Source organism: Catenulispora sp. EB89, assembly GCF_041261445.1.
GTDB lineage: Bacteria > Actinomycetota > Actinomycetes > Streptomycetales > Catenulisporaceae > Catenulispora.
The window spans coordinates 91100-106992 of the sequence record NZ_JBGCCU010000011.1 but is presented as its reverse complement, the minus strand read 5'-3'; the positions used below and the strand labels follow the sequence as shown (position 1 = coordinate 106992).

The following is a 15893-nucleotide window of genomic DNA, read 5'->3' as shown; positions in this document are numbered from 1 at the left end:
GACGCCTACCGCAGAACAGCTACCTTCGCCGCGGCCGCCAGCCCCGGCTGCAACCGGCGCGCGACGTCCACGTGGTCGCCGGTCCAGATGACCCGCACCGCGGTCGCGGTGGCCTGTCCGTCCTGGTCGACGAGGTCGGTGCGGACCGCGTCGACCAGGCGCGCGGCGGCTTCGGGCCGCAGCGGCACCGGCGCCGGGATCGGCGTGCCGGCGTGGTCGCCGAGGCTCTCGGCCAGGTCCCGGTACCACTCGGTGACGTTTTCCGCGGCCTCCAGGATGGCGTCGTGGGCGGCGCTCTGGTCGGCGGTGAGCTTCGTGCGGCCGCTGTTCTGCCACAGCGCGACCACCGAGTCGGCGGCCAGCCGCAGCCCGACGACACCGGTCACCAGGGTGGTGGTGTCGGCCAGCGACAGCGGCTTGGCGCCGCGTTCGGCCAGGTAGGTGCGGTAGGCGTCGTCCAGGCGCCGCGCGGACGCGGCGGCCTCGCGGCCGGCCGCCTCCGCAGCCTCCGGCGCCGCCATCGCCTGCGCGTCGGGATTGTTGGTGCAGTGCCCGAGGGCGTAGGTCACGGCCCCCGACAAGTACCGCGCGCTGTCGGTGTACGCCTTGGCCAGGGCTTTGTCGACCGCGGCGGCGGCACCGCGCGGCCAGAAGAACAACGCGACCACGACACTGACCGCGCAGCCCAGCGCGATGTCCTGGATCCGCAGCAGCACGATGTGCCAGTCCGGGTTCTGCCCGATGTTGAAAAGGATCACCAGCGTCACAGTGAACGCGGCCTGCCCGGCGGTGAAGGAGATCGCCGCCGGCGCGATCCCGGCGATGAGGATCGCCACCGGAAGCAGCAGCCACAGCACGTTCCCGTGATGCCCGATCACCTGCAACAACCCGGCACCGATGATCGACCCCAGGACCGTGCCCAACACCGCGCGCATCGCGTTCTGCCCGGTGTTCAACGCGTTGGACCGCAGCACCGACAACGTCCCGAGGAGCACCCAGAACGAGTGCTGAACACTGGTCAGATCAGCGAGCAGCACAGCCAGGGCCAAGCCGATGGCGCCGCGGACACTGTTGTGCAGCCACACCGAGTTCCAGCCCAGATGCGCCCCGGCACGCTCCCGCGCCGACGCCAAAGGCTTGGCCAACGCGCCGGGCTCACGCCCCAGCAGCCGGTCCGGCCAGCTGCGCTGCCACGCCTTCGCCGACAGCTCGACGTTCCCGGCGATCTGCTCCACCGCGAACCCCAACTCCAGCGCCCGGAAGGAGAAGTCGAGCGTGGAGATGAACACGAACGCCTCATCCGGGCCCTCGCCGACAGGCTGGTCGACCGGCAGCCGCGCCGTGGAGCTGTCCTCCATCGCCGCCAGCGCCGACCGCAACTCCTTCCCGGCGGCCTGCAAAGCACTGATGTCGCCCCGCAGATCGGTGAGCACGTCGGCAGCCCGGTCCAGGACATCAGCGGCGGCCAACCGGGCGGTGCGCGCAGCCGGATCGCACGCCGGCGGCTGTTCGTTGTAGTCAGGCCGGTCGGTGACAATCGTGACCAGCCAGGTCAGCTCGTCGACCAGCCGCACCAACGTGCGCGAAGACGTCGACAACCCGGTCGGACGATACGGCGTCGCGTCGAACATACGACGCAGATCGTTGTTCGCGGCAGTGGTCTCATCCGAGGCGATCTGACAGGCCCCGATGTTGAACGCCCGCTGCCCACCGGTGGCGCGCGCATCGGCCCGCAACAGCGCCGCAGCCGCCCGACACACCCGCGCCGCCGGCTTGGCCAGCGGGTCGGCAGCCGGACGCGGCCACAACAACGTCACCGCCGGCAACGCCGCCGCCGCGGCCAGCCCCGCACCGGCCAGCCGGTACTGCAACTGGTCCAGCGGCACCGGCGTGGCCACCGGCAGCACGAACGCCAACAGCAACGCCGTGGAGCTCCCGGCCAGTACCGAACTGACCACCCCGGAGAACAACACCGCGAACGCCACGGCGACCGTCGCCACCACCGACAGCCAGGTCACCCGCGCGACCAGCGTGCCAATGCAGATCAGCACCGCCCACGCCACAGCCAGCGCCAACTGAGCACGCAGCCGCTGAATCAGAGTCCCGCTGTAGTCGACCAGCAGCAGCATCGAGAACGACCCGAACGCCGCGAAACTCGCCATCGTCGGCGAGTGGAACACCTGCGTGCACAACGCGAACAACGCCGGCATCACCACCGCCGTGCGCGCCGCACGCCGCGTCGCCGCCAGCGCCGGATCGTGCGAGCGCAGCCACCCGGTGAACGCCGAGAAGTCGACCACCGATCCACGCCGCTCCAGCAAGGCCCCTGACGACATCCACACCTCCGGCTGAGAACGTCGGCGGGGCCAGGCGCCACACCGCGCTCAATTGTGTATCACCCCGGCGCGCTACGGCTCGGATCAGCGGCGAGATCTTGCGTACCGAGAACGGACAGCAGTTCCAGTTTCTCCACGGCGTCGGTTCCGGGTACGGGACTGAACCACAGCAGCCGCTGACTGCCGTCTTCCGTGAGCAGGTTCAGACAGTTGACGTCGATCACGCCGAGGGCCGGGTGCACGATGCGTTTGGTGTCCATCAGATGCACCGCCACGTCGTGCCGGGCCCAGATGCGGGCGAACTCCTCGCTGCGTTCAAGCAGCTCGGCGACCATGCCCCTGGTCTCCTCGTCGCGTTTGCCGCGCCGGGCCGCGGCCGCACGCAGGTCCGCGACGAAAGTCAGCGCGTGCCGCTCGTGATCCTCCGGCGGATACAGCTCGCGCGCGGCCGGCTCGGTGAACCAGCGGTACACGAACCCGGCCCGCGGCCCAGTACCCGGCGGCACCGGGCCGAGCAGCGCCTCGGCGAGAGGGTTCTGCACCAGGACCACATGCAGGTCGGTGATGACCCGGGCCGGGGTACCGGCCAGCCGGTCCATCAGATCCATCATGCCCGGGCTGACGTGCGCCGCGGCACCGCCGACCGGCGGGACTGGCCGCCCAGCCAGGTGGTACAGGTGGTCGCGCTCGTCCCGGTTCAGCCGCAGCGCCCGGGCCAGCGCGGCCAGCATCTGCTCCGACGGCTGGGCCCCGCCGCGTTCCAGCTCGATGTAGTAGTCGACGGACGCGCCGGCCAGCTGCGCCACCTCGTCGCGACGCAGCCCCGGCACCCGGCGCCGCGGCCCGGTGGGCAGCCCCACCTCGCGCGGACGTATCCGGTCGCGCCGGGATTTCAGGAAGCCTCCGAGTTCAGCCAGATCCACCTCCCCAGTCTCCGCCACCGGCGCGCGCGGAGCCAGGGGGCGCCGACCCCTGGGTAAACGGCAACTGGTTACCGGCTCCGACCAGGCACAAGGTGGTGGTGTCACCGAGAAACGGAGCAGATCATGAGCACTGAGAACACCACCCCGGCCGACACGACCACCCTTTCCGAGGCCACTGCCGCAACCGGCGCCTCGGGTTCGGCGCAGCGGCGCGTGGCCATCGTCACCGGCGCCTCGCGCGGCATCGGCCGGGCCGTCGCGCTCCGACTGGCCGCCGACGGCCACGCCGTCGTGATCGTCTACGCCGGCCGCACCGACCTGGCCGAGCAGGTCCTCGCCGAGATCGAAGCCGCCGGCGGGCAGGGACTGGCGGTACAGGCCGACATCGCCGACGAGAAGGCCATGGCCGCGGTGTTCGACCAGACCGAGCAGCGGTTCGGCGGCGTGGACGCGGTCGTGAACGCCGCCGGCCGGATGGCGCTGGCGCCGCTGGTCGACCTGGACCTGACGGACCTGGACGAGCTGCACCGCACCAACGTCCGCGGCACGTTCGTCGTCGCGCAGCAGGCGGCGCGGCGGCTTCGGCCCGGCGGCGCGCTCGTCACGTTCTCCACCTCCGTCCTGGGCACCTCCTTCCCCACCTACGGCGCCTACGTGGCCAGCAAGGGCGCGGTCGAGGCGCTGACGCTGGTGCTGGCGCGCGAGCTGCGCGGCCGGGACGTCACCGTGAACACCGTCGCCCCCGGACCGACCGCCACCGACCTGTTCCTGGACGGCAAGGACGACGAACTCATCGCGCGCCTGGCCGCGCAGGCGCCGCTGGAGCGCCTCGGCACCCCGGAGGACATCGCCGAGGTCGTGGCTTTCCTGGCCGGCCCGGCCGGCCACTGGGTCAACGGGCAGGTGCTGCGCGCCAACGGCGGCCTGGTCTGAACACACACCACCACACCGGAAACAGGACCGAGCACAGGATCGAACGCAGGACCGAACGCACGACCGAAACAGGACGAGGAACTGACATGAGCCAGAACACCGCGAAAACCACAGACAGCAAGGTCATCGTCGTCACCGGCGCCTCATCAGGCTTCGGCAACCTGGCCGCCAGAGCACTGGCCGCCACCGGACACACCGTCTACGCCGGGATGCGCGAAACCGCCGGCCGCAACGCTGCACACGTACAGGAGTTGGCGCAGCTGTCCGCCGACAACGGCGTGGACGTGCGCAGCATCGAAATGGACGTCCAGGACCAGGACTCCGTCGACACCGCCATCGCCCGCATCGCCGCCGAACAGGGCCACCTGGACGTGGTCGTGCACAACGCCGGACACATGGTGCTCGGCCCCGCCGAAGCGTTCACCCCCGAACAGCTGGCCCAGCTCTACGACATCAACGTGCTCAGCACCCAGCGCGTCAACCGCGCCGCACTACCGCTGATGCGCCGCGCCGGCACCGGACTGCTGGTGTGGGTCGGCAGCTCCAGCACCCGCGGCGGCCACCCGCCGTTCCTGGCACCGTACTTCGCCGCGAAAGCCGGCATGGACGCCCTGGCCGAAAGCTACGCCGCCGAAGTCATCCGCTACGGCATCGACACCGTCATCGTGGTGCCCGGCGCCTACCCGGCCGGCACCAACCACTTCGCGCACGCCGGACTCCCCGCCGACACCGAACGCGCCGCCGACTACGACGCCGCCTACGGACAACTCCGCGACGAGATGGCCGCCCGCCTGGCCGGACTGTTCCCCGCCGGCCGCACCGTCGACGAAGTCGCCGAAGCCATCGTGGACGTCGTGGATCTGCCCGCCGGACAACGTCCGTTCCGCGTCCACGTCGACCCCAGCCGCGACGGCAGCGACGTGGTCTCCACCGTCTCCGACCGCATCCGCAGCGAGTTCTACCACCGCATCGGAATCGCCGACCTGCTCCCCGAACACGCCAGCCGCTGACCACCCAGAACGAGAAACAGAACAGGAACCCCGACATGCCATTCGCGAACTTCAAGGTCCCGGCCGGCACCCTGGACGCCGAGCAGAAAGAGAAGATCGTCCACCGCACCACCGAGCTGTACGTGGAGATCTACGGCGAACGAGCCCGCGGCGGCACGATGGTGCTCGTCGAAGAAGTCGCCGACGGCGGCTGGGGCATCGGCGACCACGTCCTGACACTCGCCACGCTCCAGCAAAACGATCCAGCCGCCTAGCAGGGCTCCAGCTCCATACCGCTGAAGCCGCAGCCTCCACCTCATCCAGGCTGCGGCGCGCGCCATCGGCGCCGCGCTCCACCAGCGCGGCGCCGACGGCCGTCGTGAGGTTCCCGCGATAGAGTCGGTCGGCATGACCGTTTCCGGACCCGACACCTGGCCACCCGCACCGATCCACACCAAGCGGCTGGTGCTGCGTGAATCCCAGGCCCGGGACCGACCCGCGATCATCGACCTGTTCGCCTCCGAGGAAGTCGGCACCTACGTCGGCGGAGCCCAACCCCGCGAAGAACTCGAACGCACCGCGGCCGCGATACCCGGACGGCGATTCGGCTTCTTCACCGTCGAACTCGACACGGCGATGATCGGCCTGATCACCCTCGACCCGCACAGCGCCGCACACCCCGGCCACTCCCGCCCCGACCTGGCCCGCACAGAACTGGGCTACATGTTCCTGCCCCACGCCTGGGGCCACGGATACGCCGCCGAAGCATGCACCGCGGCACTCGACTGGTTCGCCGCCGCACGCCCCGGCGAACCAGTCGTGCTCACCACCCAGGTCGCCAACGAAAGCGCCCGACGGCTCGCCGCCAAACTCGGCTTCGGCGAAGTCGAGCGCTACCACGAACACGGCGCTGAGCAGTGGTTCGGCCTGTGGCAACCGCCCGGGGCATCGCGCTGAGAGCTGAACAGAGAGCTGAGAGGGGTACTGGCGTTACCCCTAACAGCAGGCACTCCCCGTCGGCGGCCACGCGGCGTTGACTGGTCGCATCGACACCGGAACGACCGGACTCGTCCACGGCCGTCCGACACACCCCCACGCACCAAGCACCACCCGCACCACCCGCGAAACGAGGAACCCCATGCGCGCCACCTACCTCTACGGCGCCGGCGACGTCCGCGTCATCGACGTCCCCGACCCGGCCGTCAAGCACCCCACCGACGCCCTCGTCCGCGTCGTCGCCTCCTGCATCTGCGGCTCCGACCTGCACCCCTACCACAACCGCCCGGCCGGAACCGAAGGCTCCTCGATGGGCCACGAGTTCCTCGGCGTCGTCGAAGACACCGGCCGCGACGTCACCACCGTCAAGCGCGGCGACCTGGTCATCGCCCCCTTCGCCTGGTCCGACGGCACCTGCGACTTCTGCCGCGAAGGCCTGCAGACCTCCTGCCGGCACGGCGGCTTCTGGAACTCCGGCGACGTCGGCGGCGGCCAGGCCGAAGCCGTCCGCGTCCCGCTGGCCGACGGCACCCTCGTGCCCGTGCCGGTGGAGGAGACCTCACCGCTGCTGCCGTCGCTGCTCACCCTGTCCGACGTCTACGGCACCGGCCACCACGCCGCACACAAAGGCGGTGTCACCCCCGGCAGCGCCGTGACCGTCATCGGCGACGGCGCCGTCGGCCTCATGGCCGTCCTGTCCGCCAAACGCCTCGGCGCCGAACAGATCATCCTGATGGGCCGGCACAAGACCCGCACCGACCTCGGCCGCGAGTTCGGCGCCACCGACGTCGTCGCCGAACGCGGCGAGGAAGGCATCGCCAAGGTCCGCGACCTCACCGGCGGCGACGGCACCGCCATCGTCCTGGAAGCCGTCGGCCACATGCCCGCCTACCAGCAAGCCCTCGGCGTCGTCCGCCCCGGCGGCGTCATCAGCCGCGTCGGCGTCCCGCAGTACGACCAGGCCCCCGTCGGCTTCGGCACCCTGTTCGGCCCCAACATCACCCTCACCGGCGGCCCCGCACCCGCCCGCGCCTACATCAGCACCCTGCTGCCCGACATCCTCTCCGGCACCGTCGACCCCGGAAAGGTCTTCGACCGCGAAATCGGCATCGAAGAAGTCCCCGACGGCTACAAGGCCATGGACAACCGCACCGCCCTGAAAGTCATCATCCGCTGAACCAACCGATGGGCCAGACTGGACCCCGTGCAGCTCGACGTCCTGATCCTCGGCCCGCTGGAGGCCCGCGCTGACGGCGTCCCGATCCCCATCGGCGGCGCCCGGCTGCGCGCACTGCTGACCAGACTCGCCCTGGACCCCGACCGCAGCGTCTCCATCCCGGCGCTCGTCGACGCCCTGTGGGAACACGAGCCGCCCGACGGCGCCGCCAACGCGCTGCAATCACTGGTGTCCCGACTGCGCCGGACGCTCGGCGACCCCGACATCGTCATCGGCACCCCCGGCGGTTACCGATTGGCCGTATCCGCCGATGCCGTCGACGCCCGCCGCTTCGAGGCCCTGGCCCGACAAGGCCGGGGCGCCGTCGCGGCCGACCCCGCGACCGCCCGGCGGCTACTGCGCGAAGCCCTCGCGCTGTGGCGGGGACCGGCTCTGGCCGACGTCGCCGACGCCGGGTTCGCCACAGCCCCGGCCGCGCGGCTGGACGAGCTGCGGCTCAGCGCGCTGTGCGACCGCCTCGACGCCGAACTGCGCCTCGGCCTGCACGCCGAAGCGCTACCCGAACTCGAAGCCCTGCTCGCCGAGCATCCGCTGCGCGAGAACATCGCCGCGCTGCTGATGAAGGCCCTATACGCGACCGGACGCCAAGCCGACGCGCTCGTGGCCTACGAACGCGTCCGCACCACGCTTGCCGATCAGCTCGGTATCGACCCTTCCGAGCAACTGACCTCCGTGCATCTGGCCGTGCTGCGCAACGACCCGATGCTGACCGCGGTCGCCGGCTCCTTGGCCGATGCGGACCCGGCATCGGCATCGGCATCGTCGCCTGAGCCGCCGCGGCGCCGCACCAACCTCCGAGCCCGCCTCACCAGCTTCGTCGGCCGCGAGGAAGAGGTGGCACGCATCGCCAAGATGCTCGCGGCCTCCCGCCTGGTGACGCTCGTCGGCCCGGGCGGCGCGGGCAAGACCCGGCTGGCCGGCGAAGCCGCCGCGCGGCTGCTGGAGACCGGCACCCAGGACGCCGACATCGCCGACGGCGTCTGGCTGGTCGAGCTCGCGCCGGTCACCGACCCCGCCGAGCTCCCGCAGGCGATCCTGACCGCGCTCGGGCAGCGCGAATGGCGGCTGCTGCGCCCCGAAGCCCAGGCCGGCCCGGCGCGCGACGCGCTGACCCGGGTCACCGAAGGGTTGGCCGAGCAGCACCTGGTGCTCGTGCTCGACAACTGCGAACACCTCGTCGACGCCGCCGCCCGCGCCGCCGAGCACCTGCTCGAACACGTCCCCGGGCTGCGGATCGTCGCCACCAGCCGCGAGCCGCTGGGCATCGGCGGGGAGAACCTGTTCCCGGTGCTGTCCCTGCCGCAGCCGGTCGACCGCCCCGAGCCCGCCACGGCCGCCGAGGCACTGACGTTCCCGGCCGTGCGGCTGTTCGCCGACCGGGCCGCAGCCGTCCAGCCCGACTTCGTCGTCTCGGCCGACAACGTCGCCGACGTGGTGAAGATCTGCCGGCGCCTGGACGGGCTGCCGCTGGCGATCGAGCTGGCCGCCGCGCGTCTTCGTACGCTGCCTCTGCACGCCGTCGCCTCGCGCCTCGACGACCGGTTCCGGCTGCTGACCGGCGGCAGCCGTACAGCGATGCCGCGGCACCAAACGCTGCGCGCGGTCGTGGCGTGGAGCTGGGAGCTGCTGTCGCAGGCCGAACGGGACCTGGCCGAGCGGTTGTCGGTGTTCCCCGGCGGGATCACCGCTGAATCGGCCGCCGCGGTGCATCGTGGCGCCGAGGCCGGGGCCGGCACTGCTGGCATTGCCGCCGACGTCGACGACCTCCTCTTCGCCCTTGTCGACAAATCACTTCTCCAGCCAGTGGAACCCGACGGCGATCGCCCCGGACCCGCCGACCTCGACGCCCCGCCGCGCTACCGCATGCTGGAGACGCTGCGCGAATACGGCATCGAACAACTGGCCCGGGCCGGCACCATCACCGAAGTCCGCCGCGCCCACGCCCACTTCTTCCGCGACCTCGCCGAAACCGCCGAACCGCACCTGCGCCGCCGCGAACAGCTGAAGTGGCTGGCACGGCTCGACGCCGACAGCGACAACGTCCTGGCCGCGCTCCGTTTCGCCGCCGACATCGGCGACGCCGACACCGCCGTCCGCCTGGCCGCCTCGCTGGCCTGGTACTGGTCGATCGTCGGCCAGACCACCGAAGGACGCGCCTGGCTGGAACTGGCGCTGTCGGTCCCGGGCGAATCGCCGGTCGAGGCGCACGCCGTCGTGAAGATCCTGCACGCCCTCACCGGCCTGTTCAGCGCACAGGACTGGACGAACCTCACCGAGATCACCGACGCCCTCGCCTCCGTCCTCGACGAGGCCGAAGCCGCCCACGACAACCCGCTGCTGGCCATCGCCGCCTGCACCATCCCGATCATCACCGACGACCTCGACGCCGTCTACACGGCCGTCGCGATCTACGAGAACCACCCCGACCCCTGGGTCGGCGGCATGCTGCACCTGATGCGCGGCATGGCCGCCGAGAACAGCGGCGACCTGGTCACCCAGCGCCAGGACCTGCTCGAAGCACGCCGCCGCTTCACCCTGATCGGCGAACGCTGGGGCCTGTCCGCCACCCTGTCGGCCCTGTCCGCGATGGCCATGGCCGACGGCCAGATGCACGACGCCATCCGCCTCCAGGACGAGGCCCTGGACCTCCTACGGGAGATCAACGCCGCCGACGACGCCGCCCAGGTCCAGCTGATGCGCGCCTTCGCCCTGGCAGGCACCGGCGCCCTCCAGGAGGCGAAGACGCTCGTCACGTCGATCCTGGAGTCGGGACAGCGGAACCACTCGCACGCCTCGATGCTGATGGCGTACATCGGCCTGGCCGACATCGCCCGCCGCGAAGGCGACCTCGACACGGCACGCGAGTACCTGCGAGCCTCACACGAGCTCACCCGCGACCACTGGCAGGGCCCGCCCCAGCTGCTGGCGGCGCGGGAGATCTCCGCAGCGCTGCTGTACCTGACGCCTGGCGTGCCAAGCGTCGGCGATACCGACGCTGGCATCGGCGTCGACGTCGAGCGCGCACGCCTGAGACTGCACGAGGCGTACGCACTCGGCAGCATCGCCCACGACATGCCGGTCCTGGCGCGCATCGCCGTGGTCGTGGCCTGCTACGCCGACACCCTCGGCGACCCGACCACAGCCGCACGTGCCCTGGGCACCGCATTCGCGCTCCGCGGCGGCATCGACCTGAGCGACCCGGACCGCGCCGACGTCGCACGCAGCGTCAAGACGCAGCTCGGCGAGGCGGAGTTCGAGGCCGCGTTCGCATCAGCACGCGGCCTGACGCGCCAGGCGGGCCTGGCGTTTCTCGCGGACTACGTCGGATTCGACCCGGACAACGGTGAGCCAAGCGGCGTCCGGCAAGGACGAGCATAGAAACTGCGTGACGGCAGCGGCCGGATCGGCAACGGCTGCGCGAACGCGCGCTCACCACGCCGCTGCTGGACCGGCGGCTGCTGCGGCACGGTGACCTCGACCCTTCCGAGCAGCTGACCGCCATGCATCTGGCGGTGCTGCGCAACGACCCGACGCTGACCGCGGTGACCTTCGGCGGCTCCGCGACGGTCACCATCCCCGCCGGCGGCACCGTCACCGCCGAGGCCTGCGGCTGCAGCGGCCGGGGCGCGAACCAGTCATACTCAGCACCCAGGTCGCCAACGAAAGCGTGCAGGCGGCGATGGCCAGCAGCGGATCGACGCTGTCCGGGCTCACCGAGAGCTTCGAGGAATCCGGCGAGGGCGTCCGCCGGGCCACTGGCGCCCAAGTTGGCAGAGCGCCAGTGGCCCGGCGGCGCACCGGCCGCCAGCGGCAGCTACTCCCCCGTGCCCGGGCGAAGCCGTTCTTTTAGATGAGTGCCGCCGAAGGCGGCTCCTTACTAGGTCGTGTGGGCGTGAAGGTGAGTTGGATATGAGGAGAGGATTGGGGCCCGTTATCTAGTTATTGGACCACCCGGGAGCCCCGGCCGCCCCCTGGCAGTTGAGGACCACGAACCGCCACGACCCGTCTGCCGACCGTCGGGCAACGGCCGTCGTCGTCCCGGTCGGCGAGATCCGGGTCCCATCCGGCAACGTCGCCTCAAGATCCCAATCGACGACGCTCAGAGCCGTGTCGCCCCCGACCTGGGTGAACCTCGGCTTGTTGGTCAGACGCGCCTGCGCCGCGATCGAGTTGACCGCCTCAGCACGCAGCGCCTCCTGGTCGGTGAGGATGTCGCCGCCGAAGGTGCGCATCGACGCGTCCTGATGGAACAGCGCGACGACAGCGTCGGCGTCGCCGGCGTTGAGCGCATCCGCATACGCGAATGGGAGACGTGCCGGGTCAGTGATTCTGGAGTCGACGGGTTCCTGGTTGCTCATGGCTGACTCATTCCTCCTAGGTTCGATCCGGACGATATCCGGCGCTCGGGACCCAGTCCTCTCCACCCCGCTCCCCCGCCGGCCGCAGAAGGCCATTGCGATGCCGCCCGGCCCGGATCGCTTGAGGATTAGGGCCCGTTATCTATCGCCATCACCACCCCGCCGCGCCTCGAGTTCGTCGAGCATCGCCGCGGTGGTCGTCGCCCCGAAGCGCGTGGCTCCCAGCCGGTTCAGCTCCAGCAGTGCGTCCAGCGTTCGCACGCCGCCCGCCGCCTTGACGCGCACGGCTGGCGACACCGTCCGGCGCATCAAAGCGATGTCCGCAGCCGTCGCTCCCCCGGCGGCGAAGCCGGTGCTGGTCTTGACGTACGCCGCGCCGGCGGCCTCGGCCGCCTGATAGCCGGCGATCTTCTCCTCGTCCGTCAGGTAGGCGTTCTCGAAGATCACCTTCACCGGGCACCCCTCGGCGGCCTGCACCACCGCGGCGATCTCGGCGCGGGTGAACGCCGCGTCGCCGCCGCGCAGGCGGCCGATGTCGATCACCATGTCGATCTCCTCGGCGCCGAGCGAGACCAGCTCGCTGGTCTCGAACACCTTGGTCGCCGTCGTGCTGCTGCCGTGCGGGAAGCCAACCACTGTGCCGACCAGGACGCCGGTGCCGCGCAGCGCGGCGGCGACCGGCTCCACGTCGGCGGGGCGTACGCACACCGACGCGACCTGGTACTCGACCGCGGTCGCCAGGCCGGCCTCGACGTCGGCCGGGGTCAGCTCCGGGCGGAGCAGGGAGTGGTCGATCATCTTCGCCACCGCGTCGCGGGTCGGCAGGGGGCCGTCCCAGTGCGGGGCTTCGAGCGAGGCGACAGACATGGCGTTCTCCTTCGGGGTGGGGCAAGTCTCTCTGCCATATTCGACAAAACAGCGGGTCGTTTTGTGAGCTGTCTAGACAGCATATACAATTCTGGCATGGCCCAGCCCCTCTACGAGCGCATCGAGAAGCAACTGCGCCGCCGCCTCGACTCCGCCGCCGACGGCGATCCGTTCCCCTCCGAGCCGCGGCTGGCCGAGGAGTTCGGCGTCTCACGGATGACGGTGCGCGCCGCCCTGGCCGGCCTGGAGCGCGACGGCATGCTCGAACGCGTCCCGGGACGCGGCAGCTTCGTCCGCAAAGGCGCCGCGCACCGCCCCGTCGGCGTCCTGCTCAGCTTCCACGACCAGGCCCTCGCCGAGGGCAAGACGCCCCGCTCCCGGGTCTTGAAAGCAGAGGTACGCGCGGCGACCGCGCAGGAGTCTGCTGCGCTGTATCAGACGGAGGATGAGGGCGAGGAGGCAAGCCAGAACAGCGAGCAAGTCGTCGCCATCACCCGCGTCCGCCTCTTCGACGAGCTCCCCATCGCCATCGAGCGCGCCGTCTTCCCCGCGACCCTCAGCGCCCTGCTGACCACCGACCTGGAAACCGGCTCACTCCACAACGCCCTGCGCCGCCTCGGCCTGACCCCGACCCTCGGCTCCTCGCTCCTCACCGCCCGCACCGCCGACGACGACGCCCCCGACCTCGGCGTCGCCGCGACCACCCCGATGCTCGTCGAGACCCGCTCTATCGTCGACCAGCACGGCGACCCGCTGGAATACACGGTCAGCTGCTACGTGGCCGACCGCTACGCGCTCAGAGTCGACTTCTCCGTCTCGCAGCCGGAGCGCAGCTAAGCGAGACCCGAGCCAAAGAGCAACAGGACTCAGCCCGTAGAAGCCCGCTCCACCAACACCGTCGGCAATACCACCGACGCCAGCGGCTCCCCCTCGATCCGAGCCAACAACAACCGAACCATCTCAGCACTGATCCGCTTAAAGGGCTGCCGCATCGTCGTCAACGGAGGCACCGCAGTAGCCGCGACCGGCGAATCGTCGAACCCGGCCACCGCCACGTCCTCCGGGACCCGACGCCCGGCCCGCCGCAGCGCGTCCAACGCCCCAACCGCCATCAGGTCCGAAGCCACAAAGACCGCGTCCAGATCCGGCCGCCGCTCCAGCAACTCCCCCATCGCCGCCTCCCCCGACTCCCGCGAGTAGTCCCCGTACGCGACCAACGTGTCGTCGCCCCCGGTCGTCTCCCGCCACCCGGCCAGCCGCTTCACGCCACCCGGAGTGTCCAGGGGCCCGGTGATCGTCGCGACCGCACGCCGCCCCACGGCCACCAGGTGCGCCACCACCTGCCGCGCGCCGTCAAGCTCATCGACGCCGACATACGGCAGCGCCCCCTCATGCCCGATCGGCTGCCCGCACGCGACGATCGGCAGCCCCAGGCCCAGCACCTGCCCGACGAATGGATCCCCGGTGTGCGTCGAGACCAGCAGCGCGCCGTCGACGTGCCCGCCGCCCAGGAACCGCAGCACCCGCTTCTGCTCGTCCGGCGTCCCGGCGAACGCCAGCAGCAGCGCGATGTCGTGGTCGGCGAGCGCCTGCGTACAGGCCCGCAGCAGCACATTGAAGTTCGGGTCCGTGAAGAACCGTTCCTGTGGCTCCGACAGGACGAACGCCACAGTCCCCGACCGCTGCGTCACCATCGCTCGCGCATGCAGGTTGACGACGTATCCCGTTTTGCGGATCGCGGCGTCCACTGCGGCCAGTGCGTCCGCGGAGACGTTCAGACCCCCGTTGAGCACCCGGGACACCGTCCCGCGGCTGACTCCGGCCTCGGCCGCGACGTCCTCTATGGTCGGCCGCCGCCTACCGCCTGTGTTCATACTCTTCGCCCCGTTTCACTTGACTGCTCCGGCCACTATGCCCGAGCGCGCCAAAACCGCTGCAGGGCGGGGAGCAGCGGATACCGAGCGGCAGGCAGCGGGCAGCAGGCAGGCCAGCGCACCACAGCACCGCCTGCCTGCCCGCCCGCCTGCCCACCGCCCCGCGCTCAGATCCCCGGCGCGTCACCGAAGTCGGGAATCACCAACCGCGCCCCGCCCTGCAACGCGGACTCGTGCGCCACGATCCCCGGCAGCGTGTACCGCGCCGCCTCCCAGGCGTTCACCGCCGGCGGCGCGCCGGTCGTCACCGCGACCACGAAGTCGTCGGCCAGGAAGTGGTGGCTGCCCTCATGCCCGTTGACCACGTTCGCGAACTCCCGCGGCAGCCGGGTCCGGTCGTGCACCGGCGCCGAGCCGGAGGTGAACGCGTCGCGCAGTGCCGGGGCGACGTGCTCCAGCGACGGGTCGTCCGGCGCCAGGGTGGGACGCGGCTGCAAGTGGTCGCTGACGTCGGTAACACCGTCGCGGTCCTGCCACAGGCTCACGGTCGCGAGCTGCTCCAGGCTCCCCTGCGTGCCGAAGAAGCGGAAGCGCGACTCGCGCAGGCGCGAGGGGTAGCCGACGCGGCGGAACTCGTTCGTGCGGAAGCTGCCGCCGCCGGCCGCCTCGAACAGGGCGGTGGCGTTCGAGAAGTCGTTGTCGAACATGCTCACCTCCTTGTCGAACACGCCGTCGCCCCGGTCGTCGACGACGCCGATCGCCGACACGCTCACCGCGTGCGTCTGCCACGCGCCGAGGACGCCGCCGATCGCGTGGGTCGGGTAGAGCAGCGGCGGGTAGCTGGCGGTGGCCTTCCAGTTCTCGCCGCCGCTGTACTTGTAGGCGTCGTAGAAGCCGAGGTCCATGTCGTGCACGTAGTCGCCCTCGGCGTAGAAGAGCCGGCCGAAGGCGTCCTTGGCGACCAGGTCCCGGGCGTAGACCGTGGCCGGGTTGTAGTAGCTGGTCTCCCCCATCATGTAGGTCAGGCCGGTCGCGCGGACCTCGTCGATGATCGCGGCTATCTCCTCGCGCGTCACCGCCATCGGCACCGCCGAGTAGACGTGCTTGCCCGCCCGCAGCGCCTGCACGACCAGTGGGCCGTGGGTCCAGCGCTGGGTGAAGATCCCGACCGCGTCGACGTCGGAGGCGAGCATCGCCTCGAAGGACGGGACCGTGCCGGCGAGCTCGTACTCGGCCGCGAGGCGTTCGGCGCGCTCGGGCAGCAGGTCGGTGACGGAGATGTCGCCGACTCCGGGATGCAGTTGCCACAGCTTGGCGAACTGCCCGGAGAACTGGCCGGCGCCGACGATGCCGAGGGAAAACGTCACGGGGAACTCCTCG

13 protein-coding genes are annotated in these 15893 nt (G+C 71.0%); 7 read left to right on the top strand and 6 right to left on the bottom strand.

Translation table 11 applies throughout. The features are described from left to right. Positions 1-5 precede the first annotated feature (5 nt). Positions 6-2336 (bottom strand): FUSC family protein, encoded by a 2331-nt coding sequence (locus ABH920_RS23890; RefSeq protein WP_370351327.1) that lies wholly within the window; start codon positions 2334-2336, stop codon positions 6-8. Positions 2337-2395: 59 nt separating this feature from the next. Next, positions 2396-3259, bottom strand: coding sequence for a helix-turn-helix domain-containing protein (locus ABH920_RS23885; RefSeq protein ID WP_370351326.1), 864 nt, complete (start codon positions 3257-3259; stop codon positions 2396-2398). Positions 3260-3382: 123 nt separating this feature from the next. Here ABH920_RS23885 and ABH920_RS23880 point away from each other — a divergent pair, with 123 nt between their 5' ends. The 6 genes from ABH920_RS23880 (at position 3383) to ABH920_RS23855 (ending at position 10792) form a co-directional block, all read left to right on the top strand. Continuing rightward, a complete protein-coding gene (locus ABH920_RS23880; RefSeq protein ID WP_370351325.1) occupies positions 3383-4192 on the top strand; it encodes an SDR family oxidoreductase in 810 nt (269 codons plus the stop codon). An 86-nt stretch (positions 4193-4278) separates the two neighbouring features. After that, a complete protein-coding gene (locus ABH920_RS23875; RefSeq protein WP_370351324.1) occupies positions 4279-5202 on the top strand; it encodes an SDR family oxidoreductase in 924 nt (307 codons plus the stop codon). A 35-nt stretch (positions 5203-5237) separates the two neighbouring features. Continuing rightward, positions 5238-5456, top strand: coding sequence for a tautomerase family protein (locus tag ABH920_RS23870; RefSeq protein ID WP_370351323.1), 219 nt, complete (start codon positions 5238-5240; stop codon positions 5454-5456). A 133-nt stretch (positions 5457-5589) separates the two neighbouring features. Next, positions 5590-6138, top strand: a complete 549-nt coding sequence (locus ABH920_RS23865; protein ID WP_370351322.1) for a GNAT family N-acetyltransferase — start codon at positions 5590-5592, stop codon at positions 6136-6138. 181 nt (positions 6139-6319) lie between these two features. Next, positions 6320-7354, top strand: a complete 1035-nt coding sequence (locus ABH920_RS23860) for an alcohol dehydrogenase catalytic domain-containing protein (protein WP_370351321.1) — start codon at positions 6320-6322, stop codon at positions 7352-7354. A gap of 27 nt (positions 7355-7381) precedes the next feature. Continuing rightward, entirely contained in the window at positions 7382-10792 is a 3411-nt protein-coding gene (locus tag ABH920_RS23855; protein WP_370351320.1) for a BTAD domain-containing putative transcriptional regulator, read from the top strand. A 557-nt stretch (positions 10793-11349) separates the two neighbouring features. On the opposite strand, the gene ABH920_RS23850 is transcribed toward ABH920_RS23855, so the two are convergent. Both ABH920_RS23850 and deoC read right to left on the bottom strand, forming a co-directional pair. After that, a complete protein-coding gene (locus tag ABH920_RS23850) occupies positions 11350-11772 on the bottom strand; it encodes an SgcJ/EcaC family oxidoreductase (RefSeq protein WP_370351319.1) in 423 nt (140 codons plus the stop codon). Between the two features lie 138 nt (positions 11773-11910). Further along, entirely contained in the window at positions 11911-12639 is a 729-nt protein-coding gene (gene deoC / locus ABH920_RS23845; protein ID WP_370351318.1) for a deoxyribose-phosphate aldolase, read from the bottom strand. A gap of 96 nt (positions 12640-12735) precedes the next feature. On the opposite strand from deoC, the gene ABH920_RS23840 reads away from it, so the two are divergent. After that, on the top strand, positions 12736-13476 hold the full coding sequence (locus ABH920_RS23840; protein ID WP_370351317.1) for a GntR family transcriptional regulator: 741 nt from the start codon (positions 12736-12738) through the stop codon (positions 13474-13476). Between the two features lie 29 nt (positions 13477-13505). Here the strand turns inward: ABH920_RS23840 and ABH920_RS23835 are convergent, their stop codons facing one another. Together ABH920_RS23835 and ABH920_RS23830 are read right to left on the bottom strand one after the other, a co-directional pair. After that, positions 13506-14513, bottom strand: a complete 1008-nt coding sequence (locus tag ABH920_RS23835; RefSeq protein ID WP_370351316.1) for a LacI family DNA-binding transcriptional regulator — start codon at positions 14511-14513, stop codon at positions 13506-13508. Positions 14514-14680: 167 nt separating this feature from the next. Next, positions 14681-15880, bottom strand: a complete 1200-nt coding sequence (locus ABH920_RS23830) for a Gfo/Idh/MocA family protein (protein ID WP_370351315.1) — start codon at positions 15878-15880, stop codon at positions 14681-14683. Positions 15881-15893 lie beyond the last annotated feature (13 nt).

Bases quoted from the DNA above. Each gene is read 5' to 3' on its own strand.
- ABH920_RS23840 (WP_370351317.1), top strand. From the start codon at position 12,736: ATGGCCCAGCCCCTCTACGAGCGCATCGAGAAGCAACTGCGCCGCCGC.
- ABH920_RS23865 (WP_370351322.1), top strand. From the start codon at position 5,590: ATGACCGTTTCCGGACCCGACACCTGGCCACCCGCACCGATCCACACC.
- ABH920_RS23880 (WP_370351325.1), top strand. From the start codon at position 3,383: ATGAGCACTGAGAACACCACCCCGGCCGACACGACCACCCTTTCCGAG.
- ABH920_RS23835 (WP_370351316.1), bottom strand. From the start codon at position 14,513: ATGAACACAGGCGGTAGGCGGCGGCCGACCATAGAGGACGTCGCGGCC.
- ABH920_RS23870 (WP_370351323.1), top strand. From the start codon at position 5,238: ATGCCATTCGCGAACTTCAAGGTCCCGGCCGGCACCCTGGACGCCGAG.
- deoC (WP_370351318.1), bottom strand. From the start codon at position 12,639: ATGTCTGTCGCCTCGCTCGAAGCCCCGCACTGGGACGGCCCCCTGCCG.
- ABH920_RS23875 (WP_370351324.1), top strand. From the start codon at position 4,279: ATGAGCCAGAACACCGCGAAAACCACAGACAGCAAGGTCATCGTCGTC.
- ABH920_RS23890 (WP_370351327.1), bottom strand. From the start codon at position 2,336: ATGTCGTCAGGGGCCTTGCTGGAGCGGCGTGGATCGGTGGTCGACTTC.
- ABH920_RS23860 (WP_370351321.1), top strand. From the start codon at position 6,320: ATGCGCGCCACCTACCTCTACGGCGCCGGCGACGTCCGCGTCATCGAC.
- ABH920_RS23850 (WP_370351319.1), bottom strand. From the start codon at position 11,772: ATGAGCAACCAGGAACCCGTCGACTCCAGAATCACTGACCCGGCACGT.